This is a genomic window from Trinickia sp. NRRL B-1857, assembly GCF_050470685.1.
Lineage (GTDB): Bacteria > Pseudomonadota > Gammaproteobacteria > Burkholderiales > Burkholderiaceae > Trinickia.
Genome location: NZ_JBFLUK010000011.1, coordinates 1,695,382 through 1,715,759 on the forward strand (window position 1 = coordinate 1,695,382; position 20,378 = coordinate 1,715,759).

Genomic DNA, 20,378 nt, shown 5'->3' on the forward strand with positions numbered 1-20,378 from the left:
TCAGGGGCCGGAATCCGATCCGTCAACGTACGATGGGCTCGAGCAATCGCTTGGGGCCGCTCACGAAAGCGCTGCCCGGCTCGTAGAACCTGAGCAGCTCGTGCATTTCGCGGGACAAACCGATGCGTTTGGCGAGCGCAATCCGAGCCGGGGGCGCGTCGTGCTCGCTTAGGCGCCCTATCCAGAGGGCGTGGCCCCCGCAGAGGTCCACGCCGTCGAACTCCGGGCCGATGGCGAACGCCGCGCACAGTCGCCCCGGCCCCCTCGCCAAATCCGAATCCTTGACGCCGGGCCGCCGATCGCGCATGAGCCGCAGGCCGTCCAGCGGCTCGACGGCCCTAAATAAGACCGCCGCTCCCTGCCCCTCGGCTTCCGCCGACATATTGATCATGTATGACGCGCCGTAGACGAGCCGCACGTAGGCATGCCCCGGCGCCCGAAACAAAGCGCCGTTGTACGGGCGCGGCCCCCGGTAGGCATGGCTCGTCGAATCGCCGATCGGATAGGCCTCGGTTTCCACGAGACGGCCGCTCACGCGGCCCTGCGGCGTATCGTGAACGAGACATTTGCCGACCATGAAACGCGCGAGTTCAACCGTATCGACCGGCAACTCGTCGCGCGTCAAGGGCGCGATTCGAGCGGCGAGCCGCGGCTCGCCGCCCAACTGCGCCGGGTTTGAAGAACCCGCCGTCAAGCGCCGCCCGATTGGTGTGCGCGTGCGACACGGCAGGCCGCCAAATCCCACGCGGCGCACCCGACGCTCTTGAAGACGACGGGCATCGGTCCCGCACCGCTGCCTAAAGGCGACGTTCCAGCCGCGGCCAAGACGTCGGCCAGCGAGCCGACACGCCCCCAATCGACGCCCGCCTGAATGAAATCGCCGGCTTCGTGAGGCGCGCCCGCCGGATCGTCGACATAAAGCGCACTGCCCGCTAGTGTGCGCGCTCCAATCTCGGCCATCTCGGGCGTAAAGGCCCCCACCCCAACCACGAGCCGATCCGGGCGCGCGGGCTCGTCGTAGATCGGCGCGCGACTCGTCGTCAGCGCAATGACGGCATCGATGTTTTCGGCGAACGCGTCGCGCTCGTACGGACGTATGTCGGCGCGGCCGCCCCGGTTTGCGCAAAACTCGCGGGCGCGTTCGAGCGAGCTGCCGCGAACCCACACACGAGCGTCTGGATAGACGGCCGCAAGCGCGTCGGCATGATGCGCCGCCTGCGTGCCGGTGCCGATGAGCAACACTTCACGCGGCGCCGCCCGCAAGAAGGTTCGCATCGCCAGCAACGTCACGGCTGCGGTGCGTCGGCCCGTCACCGTCGGCCCGTCGAGTGTGAGCAGGGCCTCGCCCGTGTCGGGATCGCAGACGCTGACTTGGCCGTGGATCGTCGGCAAACCGCGCTCCCGGTTCGCGGGACAGACGTTGACAAGCTTATGGATCGCAAGGTCGCGCGCCGCCGCCGGCATCGACAGCATCGTGCCCCCTTGGTTGAGCGGCACCACGAGCCGAGCCGGACTCGCAATCTCGCCGCGCGCCGCATCCAAGCTCGCCTGAGCGAGCGCCTCGACGAGCGCCGGAAACGGTGTGAGCGCGGCTGTTGCTTCGGCGTCGTAAAACGGTATCGTCATAGGGTTTCCTCCAATACGGGACGCCCGGCGAACCCGGGCGCCGCCGGCGAAACAAGCATGCGGCCATGCGCCGCGGGGGCGCGATCAGGCATTCGACGATTGCCTAACCGGTCGCCGTTGACTACCAGTAACGAACGTAACCTGTCGATACATATTTGACGAGGGCGGCGCGGCGCGTTGCCCGTTAAAATACGCCCCGCCTCCATATTTTTACCGCTGCGGCCAAGCCTTGTGGCCCGGCGATTCTCGTTCCGTGACCGCCACCGACGCCGCAGCGACCTGAAGCAGCATGACCACAGAAGCCACACTAGCGGACTCACTCGCCGTTGCCGATCGCGTGCGCGCGCTAATGGTTCGCCATGGCATCGGCAAACGACAGCAAACCACCGAGCTTTGCCGCATCCTCGATCTCAGCTTTTCGCAGGGGCACCGCAAACTGCGCGGCAGCAGTCCATGGACCCTCGCGCAGATCCGTAAAGTCGCCCAGGCCTTCGGCGAACCGCCCACGCAGCTCTTCGGCGCCCAGGAAATCGGCCTCGATACCGCCGGCGCGCAACCGCGCGAGGCAACGTTGAACTTGGGCGGCTTCGAAGGCCCCTGTATCGCGTGGATCGGAGCCCAGCTCGGCCGCGACGAGCGGGCCGAATTCGTCGCGTACGGAGAAGGCGAGCGCTGGCGCATCGTCCGATGCGACGGCACACCCGGCGAACATGCCCATGAAGTGCAGAAGATCGAGATTCACCCGCGCCGGGGCGAAGCGCAAAGGGCGACGGTCGCCGTGGTCGACGCCGATCGCGCCGCCGCCGAAGCGCTCGGCGACTACCTGTTGCAGAACGGCTTCGAGGCACACGTCTACGATCGCCTGACCGCGTTCGTCGATGCGCTTCGAGCGCAAACGTTTGACGCCGTGGTGACCGATTGGCTTTTCGACGGGTGCACAGCCGCGTCGGCCATCGAATCGGTCCGCCGCTCGCCGCAACCCGATGCGCCGATATTCCTGCTCACGGGCGACTTGCTGACCGGCAAGGCAAGCGAATCGGAGATCAGCGAAGTCATCCGCCGTTTCGACGTGGCTTGCTACGAAAAGCCGGCGCGCCTCGCGATTCTCGTCGCGGACCTTTCGAAGCGCCTGGGCCGAACGTGAACCGGCGGGCGGCAACCCACCGGCTTGCCGCCTCGCTCGGTCGATGCGCCCCGGCCCTGCCGGGGCTGCAACATGCGCGCTCAAACGTCGAACTTCACACCTTGCGCAAGCGGTAGCTCGCGGCTGTAGTTGATCGTGTTCGTCGCCCGGCGCATATAGTTCTTCCAGGAATCCGAGCCCGACTCGCGGCCGCCGCCCGTCTCCTTCTCGCCGCCGAACGCACCGCCGATCTCGGCGCCGCTCGTGCCGATGTTCACGTTCACGATGCCGCAATCGCTACCGGCCGCCGACATGAACTGCTCGGCTTCGCGCATATCGTTCGTGAAGATGGCCGAAGACAATCCTTGCGGTACCGCGTTATGCACGGCGAGCGCTTGGTCGAATTCATCATAGACGAGCACGTATAGGATCGGCGCGAACGTCTCGCGCTCCACCACCGCCGTTTGCGCCGGCATCCGCACGATCGCGGGACGCACGTAGTAAGCGCCGTCATGCCCCACGTCGACACGCTCGCCGCCCGTCACTTGACCGCCGTCCTTACGAGCCTCGGCCAGTGCCGTTTGCATCGCATCGAAGGAGCCGCGATCGACGAGCGGGCCCACGAGCGTATCGCCCTCGAGCGGGTCGCCGACCTTGACCGATGCGAACGCCTTCTCGAGACGCGGCAGCAACCGATCGGCGACGCTGCGATGCACGATCAAGCGGCGCAGCGTCGTGCAGCGCTGCCCTGCCGTGCCCACGGACGCGAACGTCACGGCGCGCACGACCAGATCGAGATCGGCGCTCGGCGCGACGATCATGCCGTTGTTGCCGCCCAACTCGAGAATGCTGCGAGCCAGGCGCTTGCTCAGCGTTTGCGCCACTTCGATACCCATGCGCACGCTGCCCGTCGCGCTCACGAGCGGCACCTTGTGCGAGCGGGTCAACGCTTCGCCCACGTCGCGGCCGCCAATGATCAGTTGCGAAAGCCCTTCCGGAGCGACGCCGGGATGCGCCTCATCGAATCGCCGCAACGCTTGCGTGAACAGCGCCTGACAGGCGATCGCCGTAAGCGGCGTTTTTTCGGACGGTTTCCAAACGACCGGATCCCCGCAGACGAAGGCCAGCGCGGCGTTCCACGCCCAGACGGCCACGGGGAAGTTGAATGCCGAGATCACACCGCAGACACCGAGCGGATGCCACGTCTCCATCATGCGATGGCCGGGGCGCTCGGAGGCAATCGTCAGACCGTAGAGCTGACGCGAGAGCCCGACCGCGAAATCGCAGATGTCGATCATTTCCTGAACTTCGCCGAGCCCTTCCGAGCGGATCTTGCCCGCCTCCAGCGTGACGAGCCGGCCCAGCGCATCCTTATGCTCGCGCAGGACGTTGCCGAAAATACGTACGAGCTCGCCGCGCAGCGGCGCCGGCACGGTCCGCCACTTCAGGAAGGCGGCATGGGCGGCATCGATCTTACGCTCGGCGCCGGCGGCCGAATCGACGGCGAGGGTCGCGAGCGTCGCGCCGTCGCGCGGCGAGCGGGCCGTGAGGGCATCGCCCTTCCAAGCCGAAAGGTCGACGCCCAGCGCTGCGAAAATATCGTTGACTACCATCACGTCCTCTTTATGTCGAGTTACTTCGTCAAAATTGGTCTGGAGCGTTTCCCTTGCCGGACGTCCACGTCCAGCGATTGAAACGCGTTCGCGCCGCCCGTGCAAGCGGCGACGAAACTAAGCTAGCGCGGATGCCAACCGCCGCGCCCCTTCGAACGCCTCGGCCTCGCTCGGCGCAGCGAACGACAGGCGCAAGCTGCTCACGTCGGGATTTCGTACGAAAAACGCCGTCCCCGGCACGAACATCACATTGCGCTCGATCGCACGTTTGAGCACCTCCGCCGCGTCTCGTCCCGCACTGAGCCTGGCCCAGACGAACATGCCGCCTTGGGGCGCACAAAACTCGATGTCCTCCGGGGCGAAGTGCGCGAGCGCCTTAAGCAGTGCGTCGCAGCGCGACCGATACGCGCCGACGATCGAACGCAGATGCAACTCGAGGCTGCCGCTGTCGAGATAATGCCGCGCCGCCTCTTGGGACAGCGGCGAGGTGCACAAATCGCTCGTTTGCTTGGCGACGATCATTCTGCGTGCGATCGGCGCGGGCGCGACGGCCCAGCCGATTCGCAAACCCGGTGCGACGATCTTCGACAAACTGCCGAAATAGACCACCCAATCGCGTGCGCCCGGGCAAGCGTCGGCCAAGGCAAGGATCGGCGGCACCGGCGTGCCGGCGAAGCGCAATTCCCCGTACGGATCGTCTTCCACGAGCACGATACGATGCCGGGCCGCGAGCCGCACGAGCGCCTCGCGCCTTGCGCGCGGCAGTGTCGCGCCCGTCGGATTGGCAAACGTCGGCACGGTGTAAAGCAGTTTCGGCCGCTTGGCGTCACCCCACGTATCGAGCTGATCGGCGAGCGCATCGACGTCGATGCCGTCGCTGTCCGTGCGCATCGTCACGATGGTCGCGCCGGCGAGCCGCAACGCTTGGATGGCTGCGGGATAGGCCGGTTCCTCGATGAGCGCCGTATCGCCCGGCGCAATCAACGTACGCACGAGCAAATCGAAGCCTTGCTGCGAGCCGGTCGTCACGAGAATGTCGTCGCCGCTGCACTCGACGCCCCGCACAGCCATGAGCCGCGCGAGCGAGCGGCGCAGCAGCGGCGCGCCGGCCGTGTCGCCGTATTGCAAACACGCGATCGGATCGCTCCGATATGCAGCCTCGAGCGCTTGCGCGAGGCCATCGCGATCGAACAAATCCTTCGACGGATAGCCGCCCGCGAAGGAAATCATTCCGGGACGGCCTACGTATTTGAACAACTCGCGGATCGGCGAGCCCTGCGGCGCACGAAACGGCGCCACGAACTCGTATGCATCGTCCGGCGTGGCCGCTTGCATGGTAAGGCCTGACGTCATCGGTTTCCTCTCGACTTCAGAGTGCGGCAAGCAGCACCGGCAGATGGGCTCAAGCCGCGGCGGTCATTTTGAAGATGCCGGTCGCATTGCCGGCATCGAAACCCAGATCGAGCGCGACGCGCCCCGTTTCCGCGTCCGTATAGGTGTCGCGCGTAATGAATTCATAGAACGAGCCCGGCACTTCGCGGCGTGCTTCGGTGCCGTCGTCGCCGCGAAATACGCGAACAACGCGATCGGCCTGAAACGCCGTTTGCTTGACCCGCCCCGACTTCGAGACTTCCACGCGCTCTTTGATCGGGCGGCCCAACGCACGCTGCGCGTCAGCGACCGCGAACACGTCGGCGACCCGATCCGTCGCATGGTTGAACGCATTGCCTTCCGTTGCGATCCAGGCCATTTCGGCGGACTCGGCAAGCAGCGTCTCATAGTCCGACAAGCGCGGCGTCATATGCTGCCGATCGAAGCAGCGCATGAGAATCGGCAGCAATGCACACGCGTCGGCCAGCGGCAGCGCCGCGTCGCGCTCGAGTTCGGCAAGCCAAGCTACTGCTTGCGGCGTAAGCGGATCCACCGACGAGCCGACGACATTCGTCACCGCCTGTTGGAACGCCGCGGAAAAGCGTTCGGGGTGCAATTCGCTGACGAAGAATTGAGCGATGTGTTCGGGTGCGTCCAAGTGCGCGTAGGAACGCCCCGTCATCTTGATGCGATCGAGCGGATAAGTCCCGTTCAGGCGATAGCCGAGCGGCTTCAGGATCCGCGTGAAGGCGGCTTCTCCCGGCGGCAACGCGCCGCAATGCGGCCAACGCACCGTCCGCAACGCCCCGTGATCGAACTCGACACGCCCGCCTGCGCGTACGACGTCCTCGGTATAAGCGCGGCCGGTCGGCACGCGCTCGAGGAGCCCGGCGAACAGCGCCATGTTGAGCGCTTGAGCTAGCTCGGCACGCGTCACGATGCCGGACTCACAGCGATCGAGGGCCGCAGGCACATTCATCAATTGCACTAACTGCTGCGCAGCGCCCGCTCCACAGGCGGCTTCGAGCATCGCGTCCAGATTGCTGTTCATCACATCGTTCCCCGTTTTCCATATTCCGTAGCTTGCCTGCCGGCGCGCACTCGACGCCAATCCGGTCGGCACTCTGTCACTCACCGGTCGATTGGCATTGTCGCTGCCGCCCCTGCCTTTCACAATTGATTTAAACTCACCACTTCATTCCTAAAACGCACCAACTTCACCGCTTAGCACCGTCAGACCATCGATGAGAAAAGGGATCCCGAATCTCGCCGCGTTGCAGGTTTTCGAGGCGGCAGCACGGCACGAAAGCTTTACGCGAGCCGCCGACGAGCTGGCGCTCACGCAGAGCGCCGTCTGCCGGCAAGTCGCCTCACTCGAGAATCGCCTCGGGGTGGCCTTGTTCCTGCGCATCAAGAAGCGCGTCGTGTTGACGCCGCACGGACGCCACTACGCCACGCAGATCCGAAAAAGTTTGGAGCGCATCGAGCGCGACACGCTCGAGCTGATGGCGCAACGCGGTATCGGCCGCGTACTGGAACTTGCCGTCGTGCCGACCTTCGCCAGTCAATGGCTCATTCCCCGGCTGCCGCAATTTCGCGCGCTGCGGCCCGATATCACGATCAATCTATCGATCCGCACGGAACCGTTCCTGTTCAGCGATTCGCCCTTCGACGCCGCAATCTATTTCGGCCGATCGGTATGGCCGGGGACGCAGGGCACGCTGCTGTTTCGCGAAGGAAGCGCGGTGCCCGTGTGTAGCCCCGCCCTCACGGCCGATAGCGCACCGCTCACGCGCGAGCGCTTAATGGATATGCCCCTATTGCATCTATCGACGCGTCCGGACGCTTGGCGCGATTGGTTTCGCGCGTACGGCTCGAGCGAAGACGCGCGTGCGGTGCGCGGGCCGCGCTATGAGCTCTTCACGATGCTGTCGAGCGCGGCGATCGCGGGGATGGGCATCGCCTTGATGCCTGAAATTCTGATCGCCGACGAACTGGCCTCGGGACGGCTTGCCGTCGCGCTCGATATGCCGCTCCCGAGCGACGCCGGCTACTTCCTCGCCGCCCCCGACGCCGTGGCGAACGACGAACCGTTCGTCGCGCTGTCGCAGTGGCTCATGTCGCTCGTGCCGGAGCCAGCCGCTACGCCGCGCCGGCCTGCGCTACGATCCAGTCGAGAAACACCTGCATCGCGGGCGCCATCCGCTTCGATTTGAGCCAGGTCAGCCAATAGCTCCCGGTGTTGACCTCTACATCGAACGGTCGCACAAGCCGCCCGGCCTGAAGCTCCCGCTCGAACATACGCGCCGGCGCGAGCGCCACGCCGGCCCCAAGCATGGCCGCCTCGACCATCAGGCGCGACGAGTCGAATACGGGTCCGCGAACCGCGCCCTGCGGCAAACCTGCCGCCGCTAGCCATAATGCCCATTCGTCGGCGCGATACGAGCGCAGCAACGTTTCGGACGCCAGATCACGCGGCGCAGTCAACCGTTTCGCCACATCGGGCGCGCATAGCGCCGTGAGCGGCGCATCGAGCAGGGCCACTGCCTGGGTGCCCGGCCAGTTGCCGTCGCCGAAGCGAATCGCAAAGTCGAAGCCCTCGGCCGCGAAATCGACGAGATTGTTGTGGGTCAGCAGTCGAAGCTCGACGAACGGATACTCCGCGCGGAATCCACTCAGGCGCGGCATCAGCCAGCCTACGGCAAAGGTGCCGACGACACCCACCGTCAGCACCTCATGGAAATGACCGCCCTCGAACTGCTTGAGCACCGCGTCGATCCGGCCGAACGCATCGGAGACGACCGGCAGCAGCGCCTGCCCTTCATCGGTCATGCCGAGCCCGCGCGCAAGCCGCTTGAAAAGCTGCGCGCCGAGCTTTTCCTCCAGCGCTCGAACCTGTTGACTGACCGCCGCTTGCGTGACGTTCAGCTCGCGCGCCGCGCGCGTGAAACTCAGATGGCGCGCCGACGATTCGAACGCGCGCAACGCATTGAGCGGCAGATGTCTTGCCATACACACGAACCCACAAGAAATAGTTTTGCGTCGGAGAAATTATCGTCGATCGTGGCTGAAGGTCGGAGCCGTCATGCGCATGACGCTTTGTTTGCCTTTCCGTTTCGACCTTCATTCAGGCGCACAAACGGCGCTTGAGTTCGTCGAGTAGCCAACGTCCGGCGACTCCTGGCGCGCGGTTGCGTCGATGAGCTGCATAGATCGTCAATCCGTCGGGGGGAGTCGGGTCGTTTTCAATCTCGATGCGAGTCAACTGCCCCGCAGCAATCGGTTTGCTGACGAGATGACTTGGCATGCGGCACCATCCGAAGCCCGCCAGAAGGAAATCCAAGCGCCTTCCGAGGTCGACGAAACGCCATAGCCTGGCACTCGATAAACCATAAGATGCGCCGCTAGGGTCGAGCGGATCCGAGAGTACGAGTTGGACATGCGGCTCGAGATCGCTTCGCGTTGCCGGCCTCGTGAGCGAGGCCAATGGATGGCCCGACGCAACCACCGGAATCATGTCGATACGCAGTAGCGGATACGCAACGATGTCCTCCGGCACGGCAGGAAGCAGCAGACAAATAGCCAGCGCGGCAGTGTCGTTGCGCAGGCGGCGCAAGGCGCCGCCAAGTCCTTCCGTCGTAAAACTGACGGGAAGGTCGGGATAAGTCTTGCGCAGCGCGTGCAGGCTCTCGATCAGCGGTCCAGTAGGCACTAGCGGGTCGATCGCGAGAGCGAGTTCGGCCTCGAGTCCCGAGCGGTTGCTGGCTGCGACCGCCTCGAAGCGGGCCGCGCTGGCAAGCACCAGACGCGCCTGTTCGACAAGCACTTGGCCGATGTCCGTGAGCCGCGGCCGATGTCCGCTTCGGTCGAACAACCGGACGCCTTGCAACTCTTCAAGGGCAGCCACCGCCTGGCTGATAGCCGATTGCGCACGTCGAAGCTTACGGGCAGCGGCCGAGAAGCTACCCACGTCGGCAATCGTCACGATCACCCGCAGGTGGTCCAAGCTAAGGCTTCCGAGCGCCATCAATCATAAATTCCGATGGAAATTATCAAAATTATATCTCTTCTCATGAAGCCCGGTGGCCGCCAAACTTCAATGCGCACGAGTTGAAAAACCGATTTGCTTTTTCCGGTTTTCGCTTCGACCGCCGTCCGCTCATCTATCGATACGCAAAGAGAAAACCCATGACCCAGTTACTCGTTGTTGAAACCAGCCCTCGCGGCGATGCCTCCATTTCGCGCAACATGACTCGCCGCTTCGTCGCGCAGTGGCAAGCGGCACATCCGGGCGGCCGGATCGTCAATCGCGATCTCGTCGAAACGAATTTGGCCTTCGTCACTGCGCCTTGGTTGCAGGCTTACTTCACGCCGCCCGAGCAGCATTCGTCCGCGATGAAGGAAGCGCTGGCGTTGTCCGATGAACTGATCGCCGAAGTCCTGGCTGCCGACCAGATCGTTATTGCCACGCCCGTGTACAACTACAACGTACCGGCGCTGCTCAAAGCATGGGTCGATCACATCGTGCGCAAGGGCATGACACTGGGTTTCGACGGGAAAGGCTTGGTCACCGGCAAGAAAGCGACGGTGCTACTGGCATCCGGCGGCATTTATACAGAAGGGTCGCCCATCCGCGATCGCGATATCGCGACCCAGTACCTGAAGCTGATCCTCGGCGTCATCGGCATCACCGATGTAACGATCGTTGCCGGCGGGGGTGCCAAAGCAGTCGATCTAGGCGAAGCGACGATGGACGGCTTCGTTGGGAATCTTGATCCCGATCTCAAGCAAGCGGCAACCGCTGGTGGCTCCTGATGATGCACGCCTCTAGGTAGCCGCCCGACGCGCGCAGCGCATTGCGCGGCGGATGTCTTGCCTTACACGAGGACCCATTAGAAATAGTTTTGCGTCTGAAAAATTATCGTCGATTGTGGCTGAACGTCGAAACCGCGATATTCATGCCTCTTTCAACGGAGCAAAGTCAGATGCAAAGAAGACAATTCGTCGGCGCCGCGTTCGGGGCAGTCATAGCTAGCCTATCGGCTCGGACTTGGGCCACATCGTCGCCCTCGCCGGCGCTCGCCCTTAAGGCACAGGCCATCGAAGCGGAGCTGGCCTCGATCGAGAAAGGCGTCGATGGCCGGCTCGGCGTCGCGATCCACGATTTACAGACCGGGCTTTCGGCCGGTCACCGCGCGAGCGAACGATTCCCGATGTGCAGCACGTTCAAGCTCATGCTCGCGGCAAGCGTCCTTGCGCGCGTCGACTCGCACCAGGAAAACCTCGAGCGCCGCATCGTCTTCGGCAGGGATCGGCTCGAACACTATGCGCCGGTCACAAGCCGGCACGTCGGTGCGCCTGGGATGACCGTCGCCGAGCTATGCGACGCGGCGGTCACGATGAGCGACAACACGGCAGCGAACGTCTTGCTGGACACCATCGGCGGGCCACCCGGTTTGACGGCGTTCATGCGACGATTGGGCGATACTGTCACGCGCCTAGACCGCACCGAGCCCACGTTGAATACGGCGATTCCCGGCGATCTGCGCGACACCACCACACCGGTCGCCATGCTCGGCAGCATGCGCGGCGTACTGCTCGACGACGCGCTTTCGCCCGCATCGCGTGCGCAACTGTTGTCATGGGCGGTCGGCAACCGTGTCGGCGATGCGCGCCTGCGCGCCGGGGTCCCGCGCGATTGGCGCGTCGCCGACAAAACGGGCACGGGAGACTACGGAACGACGAACGACATCGGCATACTCTGGCCGCAAGAGCGGGCACCGGTTCTCGTCACCGTTTATCTGACCGAAACGCAAGCGCCGGCCGCCGCCCGCGAGGCCGCGATCGCCGAAGTCGCCCGTAGTGTTGCGCGGCACCTGGCCTAGCCGGCCGGCGAGCAATCCTCGACAAACCTTGAAGGAGACTCCCGCATGCACACGGCAGCAACGAGCTTTTACGAAGCCACGGTTCAACGCATCGAGCGGCCCGCGCTTAGCGCAGCGCGCGAGGAAGCCGAGGTCTGCATCGTCGGCGGCGGTTTCGCGGGGCTCGCTACGGCGCTCGGTTTGCTCGAACGCGGCATGCGCGATGTCGTCATACTCGAAGCCCAGCGCGTCGGGTTCGGCGCATCGGGGCGTAACGGCGGATTTGTCTTCGGCGGATACAGCCTCGAATGCGCCGACTTGCTACGTGTGCTCGGCGAACGCGACGCGCGAGCGCTCTATCGCTTGACGCTCGATGCCGTCGAATTGATCGGCGCGCGGATTGCGCGTTATGCGATCGATTGCGACGTCGTGAACGCAGGCGTCATTCTGGCCGATTGGTTCGGTCGACCCGAAACGCTCGAAGCGCAGCGCCGATTGATGCAACATTCGTTCGGCGTGCAATGGGAACCGCTTTCGAAGAGCGCGCTGCGCGATCGTCTAAAGACAGACCGCTACCACGGCGGCCTACTCGAGCCGCACGGCTTTCACTTTCATCCGCTCAAATACGCGCTAGGTATCGCCAATGCGTTGACAGAAGGCGGCGTGCGCATCTACGAGCGTAGCGCGGCGCTTAGCGTGCAACGTCAGAACGATCGCTACTTAGTCAGCACAACGAACGGATCGATCTCGGCGCGTCACGTCGTCATGGCCGGCGGCGGATATGCGCGCGGCGTCTATCGCCGCGTGGAGCGCGCGATCCTTCCGATCGCGACCTATGTCGTCACGACGGAGCCCCTGGGCGCTCGACTGAAAGAGGCCATCGATTGCTCGGCCGCCGTCTACGATACGCGTTTCTCTTTCGACTATTACCGCGCCCTGCGCGACACGCGCATTCTCTGGGGCGGACGGATTTCGATTTTCGAGCGCGACCCGCGCACGATCGCCAAGCTGTTGATGCGTGACTTGCTGCGCGTCTATCCGCAGTTGAAGGGTGTCGAGATCGATCATGCCTGGGGCGGCTTGATGAGCTACGCACGCCATAAGATGCCGCAGATCGGCCGTTGCGGCGACGGCATCTGGCATACGGTCGGCTTCGGCGGACACGGCGTCGCGCCGACAACGACGGCCGGCGAATTGATCTCCGCGGCTATCGCCGAAGGGCGGCCGATTCCGGCCGCCTTCGCCCGCTTCGGTCTCGAACCGGCACACGGCATACTCGGGCTCGCCGCGGCCGAGGCGACCTACCTCACGAAAATCGCCGGCGATGCGATCGCCGAACGCAGAGCGCGCTGAGCACACCGGCCTCGCCCTCGAACGCACGGTTGCGCTCGAAGGCTAGCGCGCTCGGCACGCGCGACAGCGCGACAGCGCGTGCCACTAGGGCAGTTATTGCACCATCGGCACTTCGACGTTGTCCGGACCCGGCCCCGCCGGAGCGGTCGCGGCGCCCGATTCCACGATTGCGCGGTCGACGAGCGCTTTCGCCTCGGTGCTGCTCGCATCGATCGAGAGCGCTTTGCCCGCGTTATGCCAGACGCAATTCCAGCGTGACTGCACGACGCATGCGTGCGCCTCGCCCAACGAGGCATCGCGTGCTTGCTCTCGCGAAAGAAGCTGATCGCGCAAGGCAAGCGCCTCGCCGTTGCGCGGATCGGCGCTCAGCACGCGCGCCAGCGACGCTCTTGCGCCTCGCAGATCGCTCTTCGCTAGCTGCGCCTGCGCACTGTTCAGCGCGTAAGCAGCGTTGGCACGCCCCGACTGAGCAACGGCCGGCTCGCGCTGTGACCGCGTACGCTGCCGTGCCGGCGCATTCGCAACCGCCGCGTCGTTGTCTCGCGCGGGCGCTCGGGCCGACCGCGTGTCGGCACTCGGCTGCCTATCCGTAGACGTAGGCGCGGCAGGCGCAACCGCTTGCGCCGGGCTCGGCGGCATTTGCGCCGTTACGGCCGGCGGGGGTATCGAGGCAATCGATGCGTCGGGTGCACGCGCCTCGCCGGAAGCGCCGGTTTGCGGCGTGGCGGGCGGCGCGATCGGGGCGGTTCGAGCATCGTTCGATGCCACGCTGGCCGAAGGCGATCCGTTAGAGCCTGCGCCGTTGCCCGCCGAGGAGGGTGCCGTCGCTCGGTCGTTGCCCGCATTCGTCACGGCTTGCGCAGGCGCCTTCCCGCCGACGGATGCGGCCACGCTCGAATCGTCGCCGCCGTTCGACGCAATGGCACCCTCCACGGATTTCGACGCGCTCGGCTGCGACGCCGGGGAGGTGCCGTCGTATCGATGGATCGCGACCGCACCGCCATAGAGGACGATGAAGGCGGCGACGACAAGCGCCGTTCCTCCCTTGAACCCCCATTGGCGCGCCCCTCCTCTAAAGGCAGGCGCATGCACGTCTGCATAGGGGTCGCCATCCGGGGAGGCGAACAGCGGCGTGGGCCGGCCGGGCCACGGCAGGTCCAAGTCGCCCTCGAAGTCGTCCGCCGGTGCGGCAGCTCTCCCGTGCGCCGTCGTGTTACGTCCATGCGGCGCTGACCGCGCACCGCCGGCGTATTGCGTGGTTTCCACAGGAGTCGCTGCGCCGCCGAGCGCGAAGCGCGCATGGGCGCCGCAATGCGGGCAGAAAGCGATAGGTTCCGAAATCCGGCCGCCGCATCGGGCACATGCCACCGGAAATTTCGGCTCGCGAGCGGTTTGATCGCGCATGTCCGTACTCCTACCGTACGGACGAAGCAGACGGTGCGCCTCGCCTCGAATGAGCGCTCGTGCTGGCGAGCGCGATTAACCGCTCGATTCGATAAAAAAGCATATCCATAATCGTTGATCGAATCGAACCAGTGGCCCACTATCGACTAGCGTCTCTTATGCGTCAAGCCTAAGTCGCCATCTCCATCCGGACAAATCGGCCAGAAGTTCGTAGTTAGTTGCCAATCGGTTGCGACGCCATTTATCGCGCTAGCGCCATGCATGCGATGCAAACCATCGGACGCAAACTTTCAGCGCGAGGCCGCGCCGTGCAGCAGGGTCCGATATTCGCTGGGCGTCACACCCACCGTCGCTTTGAACTGCCGCGTGAAGGCGCTGTGATCGGTATAGCCGCAAAGCGCGGCGACGTCGGTCACTTTGTCGTTCGATGCAAGCAATGCCGTTGCCGCATCCAAACGCGTCTTCAACAGCACTTGCCGCGGCGTCAAATGAAAGACCTTATGAAAATACCGTTCGAGCTGTGCAACCGACATGCCCGCCATCTTCGCGAGATGCGTCAAGTTCAGCGGTTGCACGTAGTTCTCTTGGATGTACTGAACGACTTCGGCCAGTTTGGAATAAGCCGGATGCGTACGCTCGTTGGCTTTCAGGTCGCGCGACGCCCCGGCGATACCGAGGACGCGCCCTTCGCTATTGAACAACGGCACTTTTGAAGTTAGGCACCATCCCGGCTGACGCCCGGGGTACAGATGCAACTCGAGTTGGTCGATCATCGCGGCACCGCCGTTGATGATCGATTGGTCCTGTTCCATGTAAGCCGCACCGAAGCGCGACGGAAAAACTTCCTCGGTCGTTTTGCCGACGATCCCTCGCTTGTCCTTGCAGCCGCAACGCGTCGCCAACGTGCGATTGACGAGCGCATAACGCGCATCGCGATCCTTCACGAAGAAGACCAGATCGGGCAACGCATCGAGCACCGGTTCGAGCTGCGCGTAATACGGCAGCATATCGGCTAGCGTTTCGGCGGCGGGCATTTGCGGCAAGGGAATCGTGGGTGGCATCGTGGCGAAGCGCTAAAAGCCGCGCGGCAAGGATGCGCCGCGCAAAGCGCCTCGATTATAGGCGAGCGTCGTCTCCTTCCCGGGCCTCGAGCAACGCGCCGATGCGAGTAGGCATGAGGGGCGGGCGAGGCGGCGCGGCGTCCCAACCGAAGTAAGTCTCGAGGGCCGCGCCGCAAATCCGCCCCTGGCACGGCCCCATTCCGCAGCGCGTATGCAACTTCGCATCGCGCCAGCTCGCATGGGCCGAGACATCGCGGAACGCCACGTCCTCGCAACGGCAGACGATCGTTTCCGCGCTCGGCCTGGTGCGTGCCTGCGGTCCGAGTTCGAACGCGCGCGCCACGCGGCGCGCGAAGCGGCGCCAATGCTCGCGCTCGCGCACGAGCGACGCGGGCACCGCCTGATCCGTCGCGGCGAGCCCGGCGATCCGTCCTTCGGCACGGGCAAGCTCCATCCCGCCGATCCCCGTACACTCCCCCGCCGCCCATACATCTGGCACCGACGTGCGTTGCATATCGTCCACGACGACCGCCCCTCGCGCGAGCGTACATCCGAACATCTGGGCCAGCGAAACGTTGGGCACGAGACCGTAACCGCTGCCGATGCGATCGCATTCGAGCGTAACGTCGCGGCCTGCGCGACGAATCACCGCCGCCGCGACGCGCTCGTTGCCGAGCGCGTGCGTCAGCACGCTATCGGTCCAGTAATGGGTACCCGCGAAACCGCGCGTCAGCCGCATCGCCTGCCCAAGCTTGGAAGGCGTGGCCGATAGCGATAAGCCGAACCGCAAGATGGCGTGCGATGGCGCTTGCTCGACCACGGCCAACACACGAGCCCCGGCCGAGCGCGCCGTCGCGAACGCGGCAATGAGCAATGGCCCGCTACCGGCCAAGATCAAACGTTCGCCACGAACCGGCATGCCGCCCTTGATGAGTGCCTGCAACCCGCCTGCGCCCGTTACGCCGGGCAGGGTCCACCCGTCGAACGGCAGCAAACGTTCGCGCGCGCCGGCCGCAATGACGAGCCTAGCGAATGCAATCGAGATTCCGCCTTGCTGCGCGGAGTCGACGATGATTTCGTGTGTCCCTTCCAGCACCGACACGCGAGTAGCCGGATAGAACGTTACATTAGGATGACTAATCAATTCGTCGAGTACCCGGCTCAGCGCAGCCGGCTTCTTCGCATTCGCGCCTTGACGCCATATCTGTCCGCCTGCTCGCGGGTTGTCGTCGATGACGGCGACCGACTGCGAAGTCAATGCGGCGGCGTGCGCGGCAGCAAGTCCAGCCGGGCCCGCGCCGATGACAACGAGATCGAATTTCGCTTTCATAGCATGGGCGCTTCCGTGCGAACGGTCATGCCGTCCCGACACATCGTCTGACAAGCCAGCGCATGCGCACGCTCATCGATCGTGACCCTGCACTCTTGGCACACGCCCATGCCGCATAAGGCGGCCCGCGGCTGCCCGCGCACCGATCTGCGTGTGCCTCGCACACCGTAACGCATGACAAGCGCGGCGGCCACCGTCGTATCGGGCTGCACGGCTAGCGACGCACCGTCGATCACGACGAGCACTTCACGCGCCATGACGGCACTCCATTGCGAAACGATCGACCCGATACGGCGCGGCATCGATCGCCGCACGCGTACCCATAATCTGCGCGGCCAACAGCTTTGCGGTCGCGAGCGACGTGGTGACACCGAGCCCTTCATGCCCCGCGGCCATCCAAACGCCCGGCAGCGCGTCGCCGGCGGGGCCGATGAGCGGCAAACCGTCGGGACTCGCCGCGCGAAAACCTGTCCACGCCCGTATCGCATTCATCGACGGCAACGCAGGCAAATAGCGCGCGGCGCGCTGAAGCATGCCCGCCAACACAGACCATTCAACCGCTGCATCGAGCGTATCGAACTGCCTCGACGAGCCGAGCAGTATTTGCCCCGTTGGCCTAGGCTGCGCATTGAATGCGACCGATGCCCCCTGAGTTTGATGCGCGCTTTTGATGTACCCGAGCTCGAGCACTTGATGGCGAAGGTAGCCGGGGTAACGATCGGCGATCAGCAAATGCCCTTTCTTCGGCACGATCGGCAGTTCGGGCAAGAGCCGCTGAGCGGATAAGCCATTGGCAACTACGACGACGTCGGCGTGGATCATCTCGCCGTTCGCAAGCCGAACGCCGCCGCTCGACAGGGCCGTCACTTCGCACCCCTCGCGAACGCAGATGTTTCGATATCCTAACGAATGCCTAAGCAGCCATTGAGCCGCTCCGGGCGCATAGACGATCGCGTCGTCGCGCACGAGCAAGCCGCCCGCCATCGGCGCAGCAAGCGAGGGTTCGCACTCGCGCAGCGCGGCCTCGTCGAGCAATTCCGCCTCTACGCCGCCATCGGCAAACGCGTCCCTTAGCGAACGCGCCGCATCGAACTCTTCGTCATCCGCCGCGACCCATAACGTGCCGCAACGCGCGAATGCATCGGAAGCGCGCAGCGAAGGCGCGAGCGAGAGCCACAGTTCGCGCGAATACGCACTTAACGCAAGTTCCGCCGGCGAATCGTTCATGACCACGATATGGCCCATACCCGCCGCCGTCGCCCCACCGCCGACTCCGGCCGCCTCGAGCACCTCGACCTGCATACCAAGCGCGGCCAGCTCGGCGGCGCAGGCTGCGCCGACGATACCGGCGCCGATCACGATCGCATCGCGGTTCATACCGGCCGCGTACTCGGAATACCCGCCGCGAACGGATCGTCGGCTTCGAACAACAGCTTGCCTTCGGCCATGACATGAGCGCGCCCCGTGATAGTCGGGACGATCGCCGGCGACGTGTCCATGGATGCATCGGCCGGTACGTATCGCGCCTCGAAAAGGCTGCCGACGATACTTTGCTGACGCCATGCTGCGTTCGGCGCCAGCTTACCGTCCGCGGCGAGACACGCCAGCTTAGCGCTCGTGCCCGTGCCGCACGGAGACCGGTCGTACGCGTCGCCGGGGCACAACACGAAATTGCGGCTGTCGATGCCGGGCTCGTCGCCGTGCGCGAATAGCTCGATATGATCGATGAGCGCACCGTCGGCCCCGGTGATGTTTTGCGCGATCAATGCTTCGCGAATCTCATGCGTGAACGTGGTCAATGCGCCGATGTTCGCCGGTTGCAGTGCGCGGCCGTGATCGGCCACCAGGAAGAACCAATTCCCGCCCCACGCGATATCGCCCAGGACTCGACCGACACCCGGCACGTTCACTGCGACGTCGTGCCGATACCGGTACGCCGGAACGTTACGCACCGATACCGTACGGTCCTCGTTCAGCGTCGCTTGCACGATGCCGACCGGCGTCTCGATGCGATGGTCGCCCGGCGCAATCCGTCCCATGTACGCCAGCGAGGCGACAAGTCCGATCGTTCCGTGCCCGCACATGCCGAGATAGCCGACGTTATTGAAGAAAATCACGCCGGCCGCGCAATCGGGATCGAACGGTTCGCACAGCAACGCGCCCACGACGACATCGGAGCCGCGAGGCTCCGTGACGACGCTCGCGCGCCAATCGTCGTGGCGCGTACGCAAGATTTCAAGCCGCTCGGCGAGCGGGCCGCTCCCCAGGTCGGGACCGCCCGCGATCACGAGACGCGTGGGCTCACCGCCTGTATGGGAATCGATGATGTGGATGGCTTTCATGCGGCTAATGGTAGAAACGCACCGGCGCCGCGTCTTGGCGGCGGTGCGCGCTCGACATGCCGATTTCGGCACATCCCGCCCCACTCCGCAAACCTATGCCGAAATCGTCATCGCCGATGCGCGAACCGCGCAAGACGGCACCCGGGCCCCGTCCTACACTGCCCTCGCATCGTTCTTATCCACCGCTTCCGGAGAAATGAAATGGCACCAGTTTGGCAAGGCGTCATGCCCGCCGTCACGACGAAGTTTCACGAAGATTTCAGCATAGACCATGCTTGGACGAAGAAGAACATCGAAGCGCAAATCGACGCCGGCGTGGACGGCATCATCGTCTGCGGTTCGCTCGGCGAAGCATCGACGCTATCGCTCGACGAAAAGCTCGAAGTGCTCGATATCGCCGTCGACGCCGCTCGCGGCCGCGTGCCCGTTTTGCTGACGATCGCCGAGGACAGCACGCTCGAAGGTTGCCGCCAAGCGGCGCGCGGCGCACAGCACGGCGCCGCCGGCTACATGGTGCTGCCCGGCCTGCGCTACTTGTCCGATCGTCGCGAAACGATCAATCACTTTCGCATGGTCGCCAAAGCAAGCCCGCTGCCGATCATGGTCTACAACAACCCGCTCGCCTACGGCGTCGATATGACGCCCGAGATGTTCAAGGAAATCGCCGACGAGCCCAAACTCGTCGCCATCAAGGAATCGTCCGGCGACGTGCGCCGGGTCACCGATTTGTTCAACGCGGTGGGCGAGCGCTACGCGATCTTTTGCGGGGTCGACAACCTCGCCATGGAAGCAATGCTCATGGGCGCGCACGGCTGGGTGGCCGGACTCGTCTGTGCGTTCCCGCACGAAACGGTTGCGATCTACCGCCTACTGCAAGCCGGACGCATCGACGAAGCCCGCACGATCTATCGCTGGTTTGCACCGTTGCTTGCGCTCGACGTCTCGTCCAAGCTCGTTCAGAACATTAAGCTCGCGGAGGCGATCGTCGGCCTCGGGACCGAACCCGTCCGTCCTCCCCGGTTGCCCCTCGTCGGTGAAGAACGCAATGCAGTCGAGCAATTGATTAGGAATACTATCGAATCGCGGCCGCCATTGCCGAAGCTTTAAACCCTGCCTCGCGCGACGGGTTTCATCGCCGCTCGCCTACGCCTGAAAGACGCATTTCGAACGCCAAAACCTCGCTGTTTACCGCCGTGTCCGCCGCCGCTTTCGAGCGGCGGATCGTTGCCGGCACAACCAATTATCCAACCGGTTCATCACACGAATGTGCCGCTATCTTCGGATAATTGGT

19 protein-coding genes are annotated in these 20,378 nt (G+C 64.5%); 6 read left to right on the forward strand and 13 right to left on the reverse strand.

Features of this window, described 5'->3' with window-relative positions; genetic code table 11:
- Positions 1–22: 22 nt before the first annotated feature.
- Both AB1286_RS27905 and lhpI read right to left on the reverse strand, forming a co-directional pair.
- The gene (locus AB1286_RS27905; protein WP_430366433.1) at positions 23–694 is read right to left on the reverse strand and encodes a DNA-3-methyladenine glycosylase; all 672 of its coding nucleotides are present in this window, start codon (positions 692–694) and stop codon (positions 23–25) included.
- The gene (lhpI, locus tag AB1286_RS27910) at positions 691–1,626 is read right to left on the reverse strand and encodes a bifunctional Delta(1)-pyrroline-2-carboxylate/Delta(1)-piperideine-2-carboxylate reductase (protein ID WP_430366434.1); all 936 of its coding nucleotides are present in this window, start codon (positions 1,624–1,626) and stop codon (positions 691–693) included. The genes AB1286_RS27905 and lhpI overlap by 4 nt, the downstream gene beginning before the upstream one ends.
- Before the next feature lie 289 nt (positions 1,627–1,915).
- Here lhpI and AB1286_RS27915 point away from each other — a divergent pair, with 289 nt between their 5' ends.
- Positions 1,916–2,770 (forward strand): helix-turn-helix domain-containing protein, encoded by an 855-nt coding sequence (locus AB1286_RS27915; RefSeq protein WP_430366435.1) that lies wholly within the window; start codon positions 1,916–1,918, stop codon positions 2,768–2,770.
- Between the two features lie 80 nt (positions 2,771–2,850).
- Here the strand turns inward: AB1286_RS27915 and amaB are convergent, their stop codons facing one another.
- From amaB to AB1286_RS27930, 3 genes are all read right to left on the reverse strand, one after another.
- On the reverse strand, positions 2,851–4,362 hold the full coding sequence (gene amaB / locus AB1286_RS27920; protein WP_430366436.1) for an L-piperidine-6-carboxylate dehydrogenase: 1,512 nt from the start codon (positions 4,360–4,362) through the stop codon (positions 2,851–2,853).
- 117 nt (positions 4,363–4,479) lie between these two features.
- On the reverse strand, positions 4,480–5,715 hold the full coding sequence (locus tag AB1286_RS27925; protein WP_430366437.1) for a PLP-dependent aminotransferase family protein: 1,236 nt from the start codon (positions 5,713–5,715) through the stop codon (positions 4,480–4,482).
- 49 nt (positions 5,716–5,764) lie between these two features.
- Positions 5,765–6,784 carry a DUF1338 domain-containing protein gene (locus tag AB1286_RS27930; RefSeq protein WP_430366438.1) on the reverse strand — a complete coding sequence of 340 codons (1,020 nt, stop codon included), beginning with the start codon at positions 6,782–6,784 and terminating at the stop codon, positions 5,765–5,767.
- 193 nt (positions 6,785–6,977) lie between these two features.
- Here AB1286_RS27930 and AB1286_RS27935 point away from each other — a divergent pair, with 193 nt between their 5' ends.
- Positions 6,978–7,949: a LysR substrate-binding domain-containing protein gene (locus AB1286_RS27935; protein WP_430366439.1), complete on the forward strand. Its 972-nt coding sequence runs from the start codon at positions 6,978–6,980 to the stop codon at positions 7,947–7,949.
- On the opposite strand, the gene AB1286_RS27940 is transcribed toward AB1286_RS27935, so the two are convergent.
- Both AB1286_RS27940 and AB1286_RS27945 read right to left on the reverse strand, forming a co-directional pair.
- Positions 7,876–8,745: a LysR family transcriptional regulator gene (locus AB1286_RS27940; RefSeq protein WP_430366440.1), complete on the reverse strand. Its 870-nt coding sequence runs from the start codon at positions 8,743–8,745 to the stop codon at positions 7,876–7,878. The two genes, AB1286_RS27935 and AB1286_RS27940, sit on opposite strands and share 74 nt — an antisense overlap.
- A gap of 115 nt (positions 8,746–8,860) precedes the next feature.
- Positions 8,861–9,739 carry a LysR family transcriptional regulator gene (locus tag AB1286_RS27945; protein ID WP_430366441.1) on the reverse strand — a complete coding sequence of 293 codons (879 nt, stop codon included), beginning with the start codon at positions 9,737–9,739 and terminating at the stop codon, positions 8,861–8,863.
- 182 nt (positions 9,740–9,921) lie between these two features.
- Between AB1286_RS27945 and AB1286_RS27950 the strand changes: the two genes are divergently transcribed.
- From AB1286_RS27950 to AB1286_RS27960, 3 genes are all read left to right on the forward strand, one after another.
- Positions 9,922–10,548 carry an FMN-dependent NADH-azoreductase gene (locus AB1286_RS27950; protein WP_430366442.1) on the forward strand — a complete coding sequence of 209 codons (627 nt, stop codon included), beginning with the start codon at positions 9,922–9,924 and terminating at the stop codon, positions 10,546–10,548.
- Positions 10,549–10,718: 170 nt separating this feature from the next.
- Positions 10,719–11,618: a class A beta-lactamase gene (gene bla / locus AB1286_RS27955; RefSeq protein ID WP_430366443.1), complete on the forward strand. Its 900-nt coding sequence runs from the start codon at positions 10,719–10,721 to the stop codon at positions 11,616–11,618.
- 45 nt (positions 11,619–11,663) lie between these two features.
- Positions 11,664–12,950 (forward strand): NAD(P)/FAD-dependent oxidoreductase, encoded by a 1,287-nt coding sequence (locus AB1286_RS27960; protein WP_430366444.1) that lies wholly within the window; start codon positions 11,664–11,666, stop codon positions 12,948–12,950.
- Positions 12,951–13,043: 93 nt separating this feature from the next.
- On the opposite strand, the gene AB1286_RS27965 is transcribed toward AB1286_RS27960, so the two are convergent.
- The 6 genes from AB1286_RS27965 to AB1286_RS27990 all read right to left on the reverse strand — a co-directional run bounded on the left by AB1286_RS27965 (position 13,044) and on the right by AB1286_RS27990 (position 19,087).
- On the reverse strand, positions 13,044–14,354 hold the full coding sequence (locus AB1286_RS27965) for a hypothetical protein (RefSeq protein WP_430366445.1): 1,311 nt from the start codon (positions 14,352–14,354) through the stop codon (positions 13,044–13,046).
- 290 nt (positions 14,355–14,644) lie between these two features.
- A complete protein-coding gene (locus tag AB1286_RS27970; RefSeq protein WP_430366446.1) occupies positions 14,645–15,415 on the reverse strand; it encodes a helix-turn-helix domain-containing protein in 771 nt (256 codons plus the stop codon).
- A gap of 55 nt (positions 15,416–15,470) precedes the next feature.
- Positions 15,471–16,745, reverse strand: coding sequence for an FAD-dependent oxidoreductase (locus AB1286_RS27975; protein ID WP_430366447.1), 1,275 nt, complete (start codon positions 16,743–16,745; stop codon positions 15,471–15,473).
- Entirely contained in the window at positions 16,742–17,002 is a 261-nt protein-coding gene (locus tag AB1286_RS27980) for a 2Fe-2S iron-sulfur cluster-binding protein (RefSeq protein ID WP_430366448.1), read from the reverse strand. The genes AB1286_RS27975 and AB1286_RS27980 overlap by 4 nt, the downstream gene beginning before the upstream one ends.
- A complete protein-coding gene (locus AB1286_RS27985; protein ID WP_430366449.1) occupies positions 16,992–18,122 on the reverse strand; it encodes an NAD(P)/FAD-dependent oxidoreductase in 1,131 nt (376 codons plus the stop codon). The genes AB1286_RS27980 and AB1286_RS27985 overlap by 11 nt, the downstream gene beginning before the upstream one ends.
- Positions 18,119–19,087, reverse strand: a complete 969-nt coding sequence (locus AB1286_RS27990; protein WP_430366450.1) for a 4-hydroxyproline epimerase — start codon at positions 19,085–19,087, stop codon at positions 18,119–18,121. Before AB1286_RS27990 ends, AB1286_RS27985 begins: the two co-directional genes overlap by 4 nt.
- 201 nt (positions 19,088–19,288) lie before the next feature.
- Here AB1286_RS27990 and AB1286_RS27995 point away from each other — a divergent pair, with 201 nt between their 5' ends.
- Entirely contained in the window at positions 19,289–20,194 is a 906-nt protein-coding gene (locus AB1286_RS27995) for a dihydrodipicolinate synthase family protein (protein WP_430366451.1), read from the forward strand.
- Positions 20,195–20,378 lie beyond the last annotated feature (184 nt).